A 14,490-nucleotide genomic window follows, 5' to 3' on the forward strand; every position below is an offset into this window, starting at 1 on the left:
CGTTAGGCTGAATCATTCTCTAACTCCATGTTATTGGCAAAAATATTATTATTCTTATGTTAATGTTTTGTTAACTTTAGCATGGTGGAATGGTTAGGTAAAAGAAGATTGTAGTTACTAAACGTTAAAGTTGCGCGCTGGATTCACTTTCTTATTTTGACACTATTAACTCAGAGTGACGTTTATTTCTGTTCAGTTGAATCTATCCTTCGGGTCGATTTCTGGGTGAATATCAATCACATGTTTTAAGTAATCTTGATGATAGCGAAGGGCATTGACACAGTGTTTATCAAGCTTGCCGCTCACGACCATTTTTTCCAGTTCGAGAAGGGCAAAAGGAACAGACCAAGCTTGTTTGTATGGACGATGGCTTGTTAAGGCATCAAAGACGTTGGCAACAGCAATAATGCGTGCCGATATCGGGATATTGTCTTGCATTAGGCCGTAAGGATAGCCACTGCCATCCAAAAACTCATGATGATAAGCGACGATCTCTTTTAATATGCATATGCAAGGGTGATCAGGTGTACCTATGTCATCAATAATTTGATTAATGATTTCAATACCTTTTTCTATGTGGCTATACAGTTGAGCACGCTCTGGTTTATCTAATGTATTTGGGTTAAGTAATAAGCTGGTCGGTAGGGCAAGTTTGCCTATGTCGTGATAGCGCGAAAACTGGATGATGTTATCAATGGTTTCATCATCCAGTTGATAAATGTCAGCAACCTCAGTAGCGATGACTTTGGCATAACAGCTAATACGTTCTTTATGCTCTTTCGATTCCAGTTGATGCTCTGGGGAACGCGCTTGAGTCAAATTTACAGTCTCTAAAATAGTGTGGACTAAATCGTATTCAGAGCAAACTGCAAAGCGAATCATCTCAATAAAAGGTTCTACATTCTGCTTTACCTGTTCGGTAAACAAATGGCTTTGACACGAGTTGAGGAAAATAAAGCCAATAAATGCTTGCTGATGGTAAGTCGGAATCGCCAGTGATGAACAATAACCTTGCTCAATTAGCCAGCGAGTATGAGGATAGTCTGGCTTCAATTGGATTGGGATATTTTCAACGCTACGACTCTGGCCGTTTTGTGCGCATTGCTTAAGGACTGGAAGCTCAGCAAGTGGAAACTCGTAATGTATAAGCTCACCCCCGTGAAAGGTGCTGTCGGCGTAGGTTTTCAAATTATCATGGTGATGGTCGTATAGCGCAAAAGAGATACGGTCAATCTCTGGGACTTTGACTTGCATTCGTTGGTGTATGTTAGCCAGTTGCTTATTGAGTGGACCAACATGTGGAAAATAGGCGTGCTCGCAACCTTTGCTATGCGTATCCATCGCGTGTTCCTCTGCGCTACAGGGTCTCCAAGGTTGAAATGGAGAGGCTCTTCTAATTGATAAGTTTAGAACAGATAAGCGATGCGTGCGTTAAATTTAACTAAAAAATGGGTTATATAATCAAGCAATATGAGGTGGTACTGGAAAGCAGTTGGATGACGCTGGGTCACTAGATAAATACGGCTATTTGACGCCATGTTTAGTCACAAGGCGTATGGCCAGTTTCAGTTTAATCCAAGTGCAATACCACTGAGCATAAAGAATATAACCAGCCAGACAATAGGCAGTTTGAGCTGTTTTAGTAGGTAAAAACCGGTCAGAACGATCGCCATGTCTAAATTGTTGCTGACCGAGCTTGTAAATACAGGGTGATATAAGGCTGAGAGCAGCAAACCAACGACGGCGGCGTTAACACCGTTGATTGCTCCTGATACTGATCGATAGTTTGCTAAGGCTTGCCAATTTTTAAGCACGCCGAGCAGTAACAAAAAACCCGGCAAAAAGACGGCAATGGTCGCCAGAGTTGCGCCTAAGATTGGCGCTTGTGGTAGTAGAGCGTAACCAATGTAAGTGGCGAAGGTAAACATTGGACCAGGAACCGCTTGTGCTGCGGCATATCCTGTTAAAAATAGATCCGGGTCAAGCGCGTCGCCAACTAAATTTTGCAGCAATGGAAGCACGACATGCCCACCGCCAAACACTAAGCTACCCGCTTGATAAAAGTGGTTAAATAGAGCGATTTCAGGCATTAAGTGGGCGGCAAAAGGTAAACCGACCAGTAAGCCAATAAAGAGAGTGAAAGGGACGAAAGCGGGGACAAATGAACGTTCAGTGGCTAAATCTTGACTAGGGAGCCATTTCACTCCGATCAGCGCTGCCCCAATGAGAACTCCAATTTGCGTTCCAATACTGGGTGCAACAATCAGCATCACAGCGGTGGCCACACACAACCCAACAGTTAAGCGATTCTTACAGAAGTTTTTATACATTCCCCATGTGGCATCCGCGACAACCACAACGGCTAGCAGTTTTAAGCCGTGAATCACGTTTTGAAATAAGGGGGTTTGTAGTAATTGGCTGCTGGCGATGGCAAGGGCAACCATGATCAAAACCGAAGGGAGTGTAAAACCAGCAAAAGCGGCGCATCCACCCAATAAGCCACCACGATGGTATCCTAGTGCAAACCCAACTTGGCTTGAACCTGGCCCTGGCAAAAACTGACTTAAGGCAACGATCTGTGCGTATTCTTTATCTTCAATCCATTTTAATTTTTCAACGAATGTATTGCGGAAATAACCAATGTGAGCAGCTGGCCCACCAAAGCTTATCCACCCAAGCAGAAAAAAAGTTTTGAAAATAGTAAACATGTGCATAAGCACTCTTAAAGAGACGTTGTTTTGCTACTTTAAAAGGATGTTTGAGCAGATTCAAATTTAATCATTAACCATTTGTAAACCGCAGGAAAATGATAGACAGATTGGCATGGGTTAACTGAGTTTAAACTTAGTCCAAACCTTAGATCGCCAACGCCTAAACATGATGATGCCTCTGAACCATTCATCCACCGAAATGGCCACCCATGCACCCATAACTCCCCATCCCCAATGTAGGCCAAATAAGTAAGTTAAACCTGCGCCAAAAGTCCACATGCTTAATATGCCCATCTGCACTGGAAAGCGAATGTCTCCTGCGCCTTTGAGTGCGGCAATAAAAATTAGGTTAAACGTGCGCCCGGCTTCCATTGCAATGGAGCCAGCAATTAACCCTGCGACCAAGGCCGTTATCTCAGGATCAGAAGTGAAGAGGGCGATGATATCAGCGCGCAGTAGATAAATTGAGATCGTCAATGTGCTGGAGACGAGAAAGCCAACCACAAAATATTGTTGAACTTTAGTCAGAATCTCATCCACCCAACCTTTACCAATGTAGTAGCTAGTTTGAATTTGCCCGGCTTGCCCAAGAGCCACTGAGAATGCAAAGGCGAGACGGGCAATATTTTGCGCATAAGTAAACGCGGCCAGTGAAGCCGTGCCCATTTTTACAACGAAAAAAATCACCGTCAGTTGCATCATGTTATAGGAAAGAATCTCTCCCGCATTCATCATGCCGATCTTGATGATCTTCTGGTATAGCGGCTTCGGGATGATTTTCCACTCTTTCACCGGTAGTGATATGTGGTAGTACTTAACGGTGTAGTACAGCAAAATAGTGCTGACAATTTGGCTGAACACTGTTGATATCGCAACCCCTTGTACACCGTAGACGGGCAGTCCAAAGGGTTGAAAAATAGCAATATAGTTACCGATGATATTCAATAATCCGGCAAATAAATTAATGAACATCGGCGCTTTGGAGTAGCCGTTACTGCGCAAAATCGTCGCCAGTACAATGCCGATGGTAACGTTTACTGTAAAACTGCCACTGATAACCAGATATTCATAGCCATATTGTGCGACCTGCGCTTCTAAGCCGTAGGCATTCATGACTGAATTAGCGCTCAAATAAGCGGCTAAACTGAGCGATGAGCCAATGATTAATCCAAGCAGTAAACTGGCCACCCCAACATGTGCCGATTCACTTTGGCGGCCAGAGCCATTGTATTGCCCAATTAGGATCCCTGTACCACTGCTGACCATCATTGAGACAATCAGCAAGAAAAAATTGATTTGAGTGATAACCCCAACCGCTGATACAGCCTTGTCTGAATAACTACTCAGCATAAACACATCACTGGTGTTAATCGCCGTCCGTAATAAAATCTCAATAAAGATCGGCCAAGTCAAAGTGACGATATTCATTCGGTTATTCAGTTCTACACGGCTTTGGGTCATGGGCTAAAACTCAGCAAGGTAAGTCGAACTAGAGAAGATGATGGTGCAAGGTGGTGGGCTGCAAAATATCTCACTAGAGCCTACCTGTGCGTATTGTATACGTAATTTAAATAAAATCAGTTAAGTGAAGGGAATTGTTTTAGAGTTTTTGTGGAAACGTTTACATTGTGGTGTTTTGATCACAGATTAAAAGCGAGTAAGGCTGTTAGACTTTTTCAAAAGCGAAAATCAACCTCTATCGGTATCCCAATAGGAGAGTATGGTGAAAGTATTAGTGACGGGCGGTATGGGCTATATCGGAAGTCATACCTGTGTACAAATGATACAAGCGGGTATCGACCCCATTATCGTTGACAACTTATCTAACGCGAAGATTGAAGTATTAAGCCGTATCCATGCACTGACAGATAAAACGCCCGTGTTTTATCATGGTGATATCCGTGATGAGGCCTTTCTCGATAAGGTATTTTCTGAACATAATATTGATGCTGTGATTCATTTCGCAGGTTTAAAAGCCGTCGGTGAATCCGTGATAAAACCGCTCGAATATTATGACAATAACGTCAATGGTTCGTTGGTGCTAGCGCGCAGTATGCGTAAAGCTGGAGTGAAAAGTATTGTATTCAGTTCATCGGCGACAGTGTATGGCGATCCTGAAATCGTGCCGATAACTGAAGATTCTCCAACCGGATCAACCACCAATCCTTACGGTCGTAGCAAATATATGGTTGAGCAGTGCCTGTCGGATTTAGTGGTTGCTGAGCCAGATTGGAGTGTGACCTTACTGCGTTACTTCAACCCTGTGGGGGCTCACCCTTCTGGCACTATGGGCGAAGACCCGCAAGGTGTGCCGAATAATCTGATGCCGTTTATTGCCCAAGTTGCGGTAGGTCGCCGCGAGAAGTTATCCATATTTGGTAGCGACTACCCCACACCGGATGGTACGGGTGTGCGTGATTACATTCATGTGATGGATCTAGCCGATGGCCATTTGGCCGCTTTAAATACGGTTGCGATGAAAGCGGGAAGGCATATTTACAACCTTGGATCGGGTAACGGATCGAGTGTGTTAGAGATAGTTTCAGCCTTTGCTCAAGCAAGTGGTGTTCCTATTGCTTATGAGATTTGCCCACGCCGCCCGGGTGATATTGCCGAGTGTTGGGCTAGTACCACAAAAGCGGAGCGAGATCTGGCTTGGAAGGCGACGCGCAGTATCAATGAAATGGCTGCTGATACATGGCATTGGCAATCCAATAACCCACAAGGGTACTAGTTTTTATCCGGCGTGACGCGCCGGACTATCAAATAGCATAATTGAGTAAGCAATATGTCGAATGTTGAATTTAACCCAGTGGATCATCCACATCGTCGCTACAACCCACTCACGGGGCAGTGGATTTTAGTCTCACCACATCGCGCCAAACGCCCTTGGAGCGGGGCTGATGAAAAGCCAGCGGTAGATGAACTGCCAAGTTATGATGAGAAGTGTTTTCTTTGTCCGACAAACGAGCGTATTTCTGGTGATGTCAACCCAGACTACCAAGGTACGTACGTATTCAACAACGACTTCGCAGCACTGATGGTAGATTCGCCAGATGCACCGGAGTCCGATAGCCCTCTATTCAAAACTCAAGGTGTGCGTGGTTTGAGCCGAGTGATTTGTTTCTCTCCAGATCACAGCAAAACTCTGCCAGAGTTACCCGTGGGCAACATTCGCAGCGTGATTGATACGTGGAACGATCAAATCGAAGAGTTAGGTAAAGAGTACGTTTGGGTACAAGCATTTGAGAACAAAGGCGAAACCATGGGTTGTTCCCAACCTCACCCACACGGCCAAATCTGGGCTAATAGCTTCTTACCCAATGAAATTGAACGCAAGGAGCACAACCTAAAAGCGTATTACCAACAACAGGGTAGTAACCTGCTGGTGGATTATGTGCAAGCTGAGCTGAAAGATGGCTCACGCATTGTGCTGGAAACAGAGCATTGGGTGGCTGTTGTGCCTTACTGGGCTGCATGGCCATTTGAAACCATGTTGCTGCCAAAAACGCATATCCGTCGCATGAGTGAGTTGAGTGATGCGCAACGTGACGATCTCGCCGTTGCGATTAAAAAACTGACCAGCCGTTACGACAACCTGTTCCAATGTTCTTTCCCTTATTCTATGGGCTGGCATTACGCGCCTTTCTTTGAAGAGGGTACGAACATTGACCATTGGCAACTGCATGCACTGTTCTACCCACCACTGCTGCGCAGTGCCTCGATTCGTAAGTTTATGGTGGGTTATGAAATGTTGGCTGAAAGCCAACGAGATTTAACCGCAGAACAAGCGGCGCAGCGTCTGCGCGAGCTAAGTGATGTTCACTACAAAGAGCAGTAACGTCATCTGTGAAGTTGTAGCTTTGTTGCTGCGTAAACGCACCCTAAGAACATAGGTAATCTATGTTCATTGGCTGAATTTACTTATCACCTCGCTGCGCCTCCAACAACTTGGGCTTAACAAAGTTTTTTTCATAGCGCTAAGTGGTTAATGGGAAATGAAAACCAGTTTATGAGTTTAGGAATGCAAATGTTTGATTTAATCCAAAATGTGAAAGCGTCTTTTGAGCAAGTGTTGGGCTACGCGCCTAGCTATATCATCCAAGCGCCAGGCCGTGTAAATTTGATTGGTGAGCACACCGACTATAACGACGGTTTTGTGCTCCCCTGCGCAATTAACTATCAAACCGTGGTAGCGGCTGCCAAGCGTGAAGATAATTTAGTGCGCATCGTATCTGTTGATTATGGCAATGCACTTGATGAGTTTGACCTCACCCAAGAGATTACTTTCCAACAAGACAAAATGTGGGCGAACTACATTCGCGGCGTGGTGAAATGTTTGCTTGCGCGTGGGTACTCGTTTACCGGGGCGGATATTACTGTCAGCGGTAATGTTCCACAGGGAGCGGGGCTTAGCTCTTCGGCTGCGCTTGAGGTCGTGATCGGTCAAACCTTTAAAGAACTTTATCAACTGGATATTTCTCAAGCGGAAATTGCACTAAATGGCCAACAGGCCGAGAACGAATTTGTCGGCTGTAATTGCGGCATTATGGATCAAATGATTTCGGCGCAAGGTCGTGAAAACCACGCGCTACTTTTAGATTGCCGTAGCCTAGAAACACAAGCGGTTTCAATGCCAGAAGAGATGGCAGTCGTGATCGTCAACTCCAATAAAAAACGCGGCTTGGTAGATAGCGAATACAATACTCGCCGTCAGCAGTGTGAAGAGGCTGCGCGTATTTTTGGCGTCAAAGCGCTGCGTGATGTAAGCATTGAACAGTTTAACCAAAAAGTTTCTGAGCTTGATGAGTTGGTGGCTAAACGTGCTCGTCACATCATTACTGAAAATGACCGTACTGTTGAAGCGGCCCAAGCGTTGCGCGCCCACGACATGAAGCGCATGGGCGAGCTGATGGCTCAATCACACGCATCGATGCGTGATGATTTTGAAATTACGGTCAAAGAGATTGATACCTTGGTTGATATCATCAAAGAGGTGATTGGTGACCAAGGCGGTGTGCGTATGACTGGGGGCGGTTTTGGTGGCTGTATTGTGGCACTTGTCCCACCGACATTGGTTGATGCAGTGAAAGCGGCTGTCGATGAGAAATATGAAGTGGCGACTGGCCTGAAAGCGTCGATTTACGTCTGCCAAGCAAAAGAGGGCGCTGGTCTAGTGGAGGCTTGCTGCACATCTTCACTTGTTCACACTATGACTCAGCAAGTAGCCTATGATGGCCGTCCTGCACAACTTGTCAGTTTGACTAACCGCATTGGTAGCCGCGTAGTATTAATGGATATTGGTGCAACATGGCTCAGTTGTGAGTTGGCGCTTAAGGATGGGGAACGCAGAGAAGTTCTGCTGGGTGTTTCCACCATGAGCGACTTCCAGAAACAACAAAGCTATATGGGCGTCACTGTGGGACGTTATGCCAACCGGATCGCTAAAGGCCAATTTGAATTAAATGATCAACGCTATCAAGTGACGACCAACCAAGCTGGAAATAGTTTGCATGGCGGTCTTGAAGGGTTAGATCAGCGTCGTTGGACTATTGCTCACAAAAGTGCTCAACAAGTGACGTTTTCAATCCATTCATCGGATGGTGACCAAGGTTTTCCCGGTAATGTTGACATTGCCGTGAGCTATGAACTGAACGATCATAATCAATTGATCCTCCGTTATTTAGCGACCACAGATAAACCAACGCCGCTTAATTTAACCAACCACGCCTATTTTAATTTGCTAGGCGCAGAGAGTGATCATACGATTTTAGATCATTCACTCTTTATAAAAGCCGATCAATTTTTACCCACAGATCCACATGGAATCCCATTGTCAGGGCCAAAATCTGTCATCGACACGGGCTTTGATTTTCGCGTTGCAAAATCAATAGGTCGTGACTTACTCAAAGATGAGCAGCAACAAGCAAGCAAAGGGTATGACCACAGTTATTTATTGCCCGACAAAACTGATTTAACCGTGTGTGCCGCGCAACTGAAGTCACCAGATGCAAAGGTAACCATGAGCGTATTTACGACTAAGCCTGCCATACAACTTTATAGTGGAAATTGGTTATCGGGGACGCCCAATCGGCGCGGTGGGGTTTATCAAGGCTATGCGGGGGTCGCATTAGAAACTCAATACTTGCCGGATGCTCCCAATCATGCCGAATGGCAGCAACCCAGCTGTATTACTCTGCCAGGGCAAGAATATACTCATACTACCATTTACCAATTTGACGTTTAAGGTGGGTGCGTCGCTTAGATGTTGAGTATTGATGCCCAAAGTGGCGAGTGAAAGTGTAACCTGAGTGCGTCAGATTTTTTCTACCGAATCTCGACGCACCAAAGTCGGTGAGAAAATCATCGGTTCTTTTTCTATCGTTTCGCCACGGGCTAATTGGAGTGCCAGTTTAGCGGCTTTTTCAGCCATCATCTCGATTGGGTAGCGGATGGTGGTCAGCCTTGGGCGAATATAGCGTGCGATCAACGCATCATCAAAGCCGATCACTGAAATTTGCTCAGGGCTTTTTACACCATTCTCCTCAAGCACATTTAACGCGCCCGCTGCCATATTGTCGTTGTAGGCGACCACGGCAGTCATGTCGATCGAACGGATCAGCAAGTGAGTCATCGCTTGCTCGCCACCTTCGCTGTGTGGTTCGGCCAACTCGATGTAATTAGGAGCGATCTCAATACCGTGATCTTTCAACGCGGCTTGATAACCAGCTACGCGATCTGTAGCGTCTTCAATCGAATGAGAAGAGCCAATACAAGCGATTTTTTTATGACCGTGGCGGATTAAAAATTCAGTCGCCAAATAAGCACCTTTGTAGTTATCCAATGAGATGCAGCGGTTAGCCAGTTGCGGGATATGACGGTTGATCAATACCATCGATTTCACTTCGGCAGCGTAGTCGATCAATTCTTGATCCGATAAACCTTTCGAGTGAATCACCAAAGCGTCACAACGGCTGTTGATCAGCAGTTCAATCGCTTGGCGCTCTTCTTCAGCACGGTGATAACCATTGCCAATCAACAAATGCTTGCCATTGTCATGAGCCACATTATCGACCGCTTTCACGAGCATGCCAAAAAAAGGATCGGAAACGTCGCTGACTAGCACGCCTATGGTGTCGGTACTTTGGCTGACTAAAGCTCGTGCGGCGGCGTTAGGCCGATAGCCAAGTAAACTCATTGCGGCGGTGACCGCTTCAATCGATGTTTTACTCGCTTTAGGGGATTTATTGATGACTCGTGAAACCGTTGCCACTGACACACCGGCTTCGCGAGCTACATCTTTTATGGTAGCCATATTACACCTCTTGCTATTGCTCGCTGTATTTAACAATGGTGGTGTAAATAAGGCAAACGAACAATGCAATCAATGTGATAATTACGACTTTCTATATAGGTAAATCAAGGCTTCTAATTAATGTAAACGTTTAAAATTGGAATGAAAGCTAATGCGCTAACGGACAGTGGCAATCAGCTTATCAATGATCGTATGATGACAGGGGTCTACCCCTGCTAAATTACCGTATTTCGGCGCGAGGCGATCGTTAATCAGCGGATGTTGCCAGCCTACCGTGTGCTCAACAAAATGGCGCGCAAAGGTTTCTGAAAACTCTAAACAACCAGCCAGCACGGTATCGACATAGGTTTGTACGATAGGGCTTCGCTCGCAGGGAGGCTCTGGTGCCTCTTTGACATAAACCCAAATCGGCCATTGGAGGTTAAAAGCGTCATCACTCTCGATTTGATTAGCGTTGAGGGGCACTCGCTCATAACCACGCTCTCGACGGTCAAATTCTGCCAAAGCGGTTTCATCGATCTCCAGTAGTACGCCGTTGACTTGCCCTTGTCCTTCATTCACCACCAAAGGTGACAATATGTAGCTCTCATCAATTTTTCCCCAGTAACGAACTAAACCATGCGCGACTACGGGAATCGCTCTTCCTGTTTGCCCTGTTAACTGGCGAGAAGCGGAGTTGATCAAGCTGCCATAACCAAAAATATACATCATCAGTGAATTACGACTCCTTATTGAAAAAACGTAACCGATGCAAAATCCAAAACTCTAAACCAAAAATACCAACCAGTGCGATGCAAAAGAGAGCAAAAGCAACGGGGGATTCAGTACCGGGAATACCGCCGACATTAACCCCAAGTAAGCCAGTTAAAAAGCTTGTTGGTAGGAAGATCGCCGCAATCACCGAGAATAAATAGGTGTTTTGGTTCATCTTCTCTGCATGATATTGACGCAATTCCCCTTTGATCAGTTCGAGCTCACCAAGGTAAAAATCGAGGGTTTCATTAATGCGCGTGATGGTGTTAACGCTGTGGCGCAGACGCAAGTTTTTATCATTTGCCAGCGAGACTTTGGAATCACTGAAATCATCGATGGCGTATTGCTGAGGTTTGATAAAACGTTTGATTTTGAGCAGCGCTTTATGCGTCTGCATCAGCTCGTCACTGAGTTCAATCTCGTTATCGTATTGGGTGATTTTCGCTTCAATGCTGTTTAAGTAGTTATCGATGTTTTTGTTTAAACCATCAATGATCTGCACGAGTACATCTGAAAGGGTTTGCGGGCCTTGCCCGGCCTGCAGTAGGTCACGGATTACATTGACGGCTTTTGACGGGATTTTTCGGGTTGAAAATAGCGCGCCATTGAAATAGAGAATACGAACGCTCAACATATCTTCTGGGTTGGCGTTGTCGTTCATGTTGACGCCACGCAAAATCAGTAAAAAGTTATCATCATCGTATTGCTCAAACAGTGGGCGAGTGTCCTCTGCTAAGAGGCTGTCGACAATTGAAGTGGGGATCTGATACTGCAGCAACCACTCTTTTAAACCGGGAATATCGCGTTGGCAGTGATACCAATTCCCGGCTTCAATCAGTGAAGCACTATTGAGTTTTTGCTGCGGAGCGGATGCAGAAAAATGCCACTGGTCGATCAAAAATTCCATGAATATCCTTATAACTTGCTCCTCAATGACTCAGCATTGAGGAGCAGTAGATTATACCAATTGAGATCAGAAACCGCGCATTTGAATACGGCGCAGAAACTCAGTCATGATCCTATCGTAAAGAAGATCGCCTAAAAACGCATCCTCAACTTGGTGATCAATACTAGGGTTATCGTTCACTTCGATTACGTAAACTTGGCCATCAATCTCTTTCAAGTCAACGCCGTACAGGCCACTACCGATAAGGTTTGACGCTTTTAAGGCAACATCAACCACGTTTTTAGGTACTTGTTTTAAATCCAAGGTTTCAAAGCCGCCAGAAGAGACTCGGCCACTGTTGTGGTGTTGATAAATTTGCCAGTGGCCGCGGCTCATCATGTATTTGCAGGCGAAGATGGCTTGGCGGTTCATTACACCGATGCGCCAGTCAAAGTCAGTTGGCATGAAGGCTTGTGCCAAAATCAGAGCACTTTTTTCAAACAGTGCGCCGGCTTCGCGTTCCAGCTCTTGCTCGTCGCGTACTTTGACCACGCCACGTGAAAATGCGCCATCTGGAATTTTTAATACCATGGGAAAGCTCAACTCCTGCATGACATTGCTTTTCCATTGCTCATCAAAACTTTGCAAAATCACGCCTTTTGGCGCAGGCACTTTGTTGCGTTGCAACAACTCAGTTAAGAACACTTTATTTGTGCATTTCATGATCGATTCAGAATCATCCATCACCACCAAGCCCATTTTCTCAGCCGTTTTTGCAAAGCGGTAAGTGTAATTACTGATGTTCGTGGTGGCGCGAATAAACAAGCCATCAAATTCACCCAAACGCGATAAGTCATCCGGTGAAATGGTTTCTAGGTTAACCCCTAAACGGTTTGCGGCGCGGCGAAAACGTTTTAATGCTGAGGGATCAGAAGGTGGCATTTTCTCTTCTTCGTCCACCAGCATGGCAATATCGTAACGGTATTTTTTCTCTTGCTTCGGTTTACGCCAAACTTTGGTTGAAAACAGCTCTAATGATTCGACGAAGAAATCTTGCTCTTGGTCGTTCAAATCTTGGAATGGGAAAGGGCCAATTTTGCTGATTTGCCACTGCCCTTGAACGCGGTTCATTTCCAACTCAATAACGGGCACCATAAACTGTTCAAACAGGCGGCGAGCCAGTTTATCCAAGCCTTTTTCTGCGGTGCGGCCAAAATAAATTTTGCACTGTATAAAATCGGTTTGGGCGCACAGTTTATTGAGTTTCAATAAGCCAGAAGAGAGTAAAAAGGGTTGATTGATGTCGTTGATTGCCATCACTCGAGGGATAACGCGGTGGCCGCGTGCCTCTGCCATCAGCGAGCAGTAATAGCCGCTGCTCATGTAGCCATAATCGCGACACAGGTTGACCACTTGCAGGCTGCGATGAGTATGGGTGCCATTACTGTTGAGGTATTGGTCTACACTTACCACTTGCTCTGAGGGGAAATATTGTTGCCAGTCACTGGACTGGTCGGTCACGATCAAAAGGTTTGCCATTGCTATTCTTTTCCTTAATCAATAGGAATAATATTGAGCCGCAATCTTGCCAACCACTTAAGGACGTCGTATGGACTTTCGTCTTGCGAAAAGTGCTGATCTCACTGCTCTTAATGCGTTAGAACAACAGCTGTTTGACGGAGATAAAATCTCTCCACGTCAAATGAAGCGTTTTTTACATTCCAACCAAGCGGTGTTGTTTGTGGCCGATGCCGGCACAGAGCTGGCTGGATATGCATTGCTACTATTTCATCAAGGTACACAGCTATCAAGGTTGTATTCGATTGCCGTAAAACCTGATTTCAGAGGCCGGAGGATTGCTCAAAATTTGGTCGAGCAATGCGAGCGTGCTGCTCTTGATCAAGGTGCCACTACATTACGATTAGAAGTGCGTGAAGACAATACGGCAGCGATAAATTTATATGAAAAAATGGGCTATAAAACCCTGAAATTTCTTATCCATTATTACGATGATTTGTGTAATGGACGCCGGATGCAAAAACGCTTGTCGCCACAAGGGCCTAAGGTGCAATTGCCAATGCCACTTTATGTTCAGACTACGCCATTTACTTGCGGTGCGGCATGCTTGCTGATGAGCTTTTCTTGCTTGTCTAAATCGTTTGAGCCGAGTCGCACCGCTGAGCTGCAACTGTGGCGAGAAGCAACAACGATTTTTATGGCGGCAGGGCACGGTGGGTGCAGTGGTCAAGGGTTAGCATTGGCTGCTAGTCGACGCGGTTATCATGTGGAGCTGTGGAGCCAATCCAAAAGCACGCCTTTTATTGATAGCGTGCGAGATGCCAATAAAAAACAAGTTATCGAATTGGTTCATCTTGATTTTTGTGAGCAGCTTAGTCATCAAGATGTGGCGATGATTGATGCACCACCGAGTCAAGAGCAACTAGAAGCGTGGGTGACGGAAGGGGCATGTGTGCTGCTACTCATCAGCACTTATCGTTTCGATGGTAAGAAAGAGCCGCATTGGATCGTACTCAGTGGTATGAGCGATAAATTCTTCTTCATTCACGATCCACATGCAGAAACAGAAGCGGATGCGATGGCTTCGGCCTTCATTCCGGTCGGCAAAAAAGCGCTGTCACAAATCATCGGTTTTGGTAAACAAAAACAGACGGCTTGTGTGGTGATTAGCTCGAACCGCAGTGCTATGTGTGTAACTACGGGTTAGGATAGAGTTTAAGTGAATTCATTGAGTCATAATGACTGTTTTTCTTGAGTTGTTATGACTCTTTTTTTGAGTGATATTTCTTATTTTATTGTTTTTATTG

General features: G+C 45.5%; 11 protein-coding genes and 1 pseudogene. 5 read left to right on the top strand and 7 right to left on the bottom strand.

Annotation, left to right across the window (positions count from 1 at the left end; genetic code table 11):
- Nucleotides 1–192: 192 nt before the first annotated feature.
- The 3 genes from AACT21_RS15625 to AACT21_RS15635 all read right to left on the bottom strand — a co-directional run bounded on the left by AACT21_RS15625 (nucleotide 193) and on the right by AACT21_RS15635 (nucleotide 4,139).
- Nucleotides 193–1,341, bottom strand: coding sequence for an HD domain-containing phosphohydrolase (locus AACT21_RS15625; RefSeq protein WP_013856135.1), 1,149 nt, complete (start codon nucleotides 1,339–1,341; stop codon nucleotides 193–195).
- Nucleotides 1,342–1,565: 224 nt separating this feature from the next.
- Complete coding sequence (chrA, locus tag AACT21_RS15630; RefSeq protein WP_094163622.1) at nucleotides 1,566–2,714, bottom strand: chromate efflux transporter; 1,149 nt, start codon at nucleotides 2,712–2,714, stop codon at nucleotides 1,566–1,568.
- Between the two features lie 114 nt (nucleotides 2,715–2,828).
- Entirely contained in the window at nucleotides 2,829–4,139 is a 1,311-nt protein-coding gene (locus AACT21_RS15635; protein WP_017046555.1) for an MATE family efflux transporter, read from the bottom strand.
- A 292-nt stretch (nucleotides 4,140–4,431) separates the two neighbouring features.
- Here AACT21_RS15635 and galE point away from each other — a divergent pair, with 292 nt between their 5' ends.
- From galE to galM, 4 genes and pseudogenes are all read left to right on the top strand, one after another.
- On the top strand, nucleotides 4,432–5,445 hold the full coding sequence (gene galE / locus AACT21_RS15640) for a UDP-glucose 4-epimerase GalE (RefSeq protein WP_094144444.1): 1,014 nt from the start codon (nucleotides 4,432–4,434) through the stop codon (nucleotides 5,443–5,445).
- A gap of 54 nt (nucleotides 5,446–5,499) precedes the next feature.
- The gene (locus AACT21_RS15645) at nucleotides 5,500–6,552 is read left to right on the top strand and encodes a UDP-glucose--hexose-1-phosphate uridylyltransferase (RefSeq protein WP_017046557.1); all 1,053 of its coding nucleotides are present in this window, start codon (nucleotides 5,500–5,502) and stop codon (nucleotides 6,550–6,552) included.
- A 189-nt stretch (nucleotides 6,553–6,741) separates the two neighbouring features.
- Nucleotides 6,742–7,893: pseudogene (gene galK / locus AACT21_RS15650) on the top strand (galactokinase); the annotation flags it as partial.
- Between the two features lie 30 nt (nucleotides 7,894–7,923).
- Nucleotides 7,924–8,958 carry a galactose-1-epimerase gene (gene galM, locus AACT21_RS15655; RefSeq protein ID WP_254917164.1) on the top strand — a complete coding sequence of 345 codons (1,035 nt, stop codon included), beginning with the start codon at nucleotides 7,924–7,926 and terminating at the stop codon, nucleotides 8,956–8,958.
- A 69-nt stretch (nucleotides 8,959–9,027) separates the two neighbouring features.
- Here galM and AACT21_RS15660 read toward each other — a convergent pair whose 3' ends face one another.
- The 4 genes from AACT21_RS15660 to AACT21_RS15675 all read right to left on the bottom strand — a co-directional run bounded on the left by AACT21_RS15660 (nucleotide 9,028) and on the right by AACT21_RS15675 (nucleotide 13,204).
- Entirely contained in the window at nucleotides 9,028–10,026 is a 999-nt protein-coding gene (locus tag AACT21_RS15660; protein ID WP_026027964.1) for a substrate-binding domain-containing protein, read from the bottom strand.
- 156 nt (nucleotides 10,027–10,182) lie between these two features.
- Entirely contained in the window at nucleotides 10,183–10,734 is a 552-nt protein-coding gene (locus AACT21_RS15665; protein ID WP_176430174.1) for a gamma-glutamylcyclotransferase family protein, read from the bottom strand.
- Nucleotides 10,735–10,744: 10 nt separating this feature from the next.
- Nucleotides 10,745–11,686: a zinc transporter ZntB gene (locus AACT21_RS15670; protein ID WP_017046560.1), complete on the bottom strand. Its 942-nt coding sequence runs from the start codon at nucleotides 11,684–11,686 to the stop codon at nucleotides 10,745–10,747.
- Between the two features lie 66 nt (nucleotides 11,687–11,752).
- Entirely contained in the window at nucleotides 11,753–13,204 is a 1,452-nt protein-coding gene (locus tag AACT21_RS15675) for a RimK family protein (RefSeq protein ID WP_017046561.1), read from the bottom strand.
- Nucleotides 13,205–13,274: 70 nt separating this feature from the next.
- Here AACT21_RS15675 and AACT21_RS15680 point away from each other — a divergent pair, with 70 nt between their 5' ends.
- Nucleotides 13,275–14,390, top strand: a complete 1,116-nt coding sequence (locus AACT21_RS15680) for a GNAT family N-acetyltransferase/peptidase C39 family protein (protein ID WP_094163626.1) — start codon at nucleotides 13,275–13,277, stop codon at nucleotides 14,388–14,390.
- The last annotated feature ends 100 nt before the right edge of the window (nucleotides 14,391–14,490 follow it).

The sequence above is a fragment of the Vibrio sp. V08_P9A1T1 genome, assembly GCF_963874405.1.
GTDB classification, from domain to species: Bacteria; Pseudomonadota; Gammaproteobacteria; order Enterobacterales; family Vibrionaceae; genus Vibrio; species Vibrio anguillarum.

Excerpts from the sequence above, each read along its gene's own strand:
- galE (WP_094144444.1), top strand. The coding sequence starts at position 4,432 with ATGGTGAAAGTATTAGTGACGGGCGGTATGGGCTATATCGGAAGTCAT.
- AACT21_RS15670 (WP_017046560.1), bottom strand. The coding sequence starts at position 11,686 with ATGGAATTTTTGATCGACCAGTGGCATTTTTCTGCATCCGCTCCGCAG.
- AACT21_RS15665 (WP_176430174.1), bottom strand. The coding sequence starts at position 10,734 with ATGTATATTTTTGGTTATGGCAGCTTGATCAACTCCGCTTCTCGCCAG.
- AACT21_RS15625 (WP_013856135.1), bottom strand. The coding sequence starts at position 1,341 with ATGGATACGCATAGCAAAGGTTGCGAGCACGCCTATTTTCCACATGTT.
- chrA (WP_094163622.1), bottom strand. The coding sequence starts at position 2,714 with ATGCACATGTTTACTATTTTCAAAACTTTTTTTCTGCTTGGGTGGATA.
- AACT21_RS15645 (WP_017046557.1), top strand. The coding sequence starts at position 5,500 with ATGTCGAATGTTGAATTTAACCCAGTGGATCATCCACATCGTCGCTAC.
- AACT21_RS15680 (WP_094163626.1), top strand. The coding sequence starts at position 13,275 with ATGGACTTTCGTCTTGCGAAAAGTGCTGATCTCACTGCTCTTAATGCG.
- AACT21_RS15635 (WP_017046555.1), bottom strand. The coding sequence starts at position 4,139 with ATGAATATCGTCACTTTGACTTGGCCGATCTTTATTGAGATTTTATTA.
- galM (WP_254917164.1), top strand. The coding sequence starts at position 7,924 with ATGACTCAGCAAGTAGCCTATGATGGCCGTCCTGCACAACTTGTCAGT.
- AACT21_RS15660 (WP_026027964.1), bottom strand. The coding sequence starts at position 10,026 with ATGGCTACCATAAAAGATGTAGCTCGCGAAGCCGGTGTGTCAGTGGCA.
- AACT21_RS15675 (WP_017046561.1), bottom strand. The coding sequence starts at position 13,204 with ATGGCAAACCTTTTGATCGTGACCGACCAGTCCAGTGACTGGCAACAA.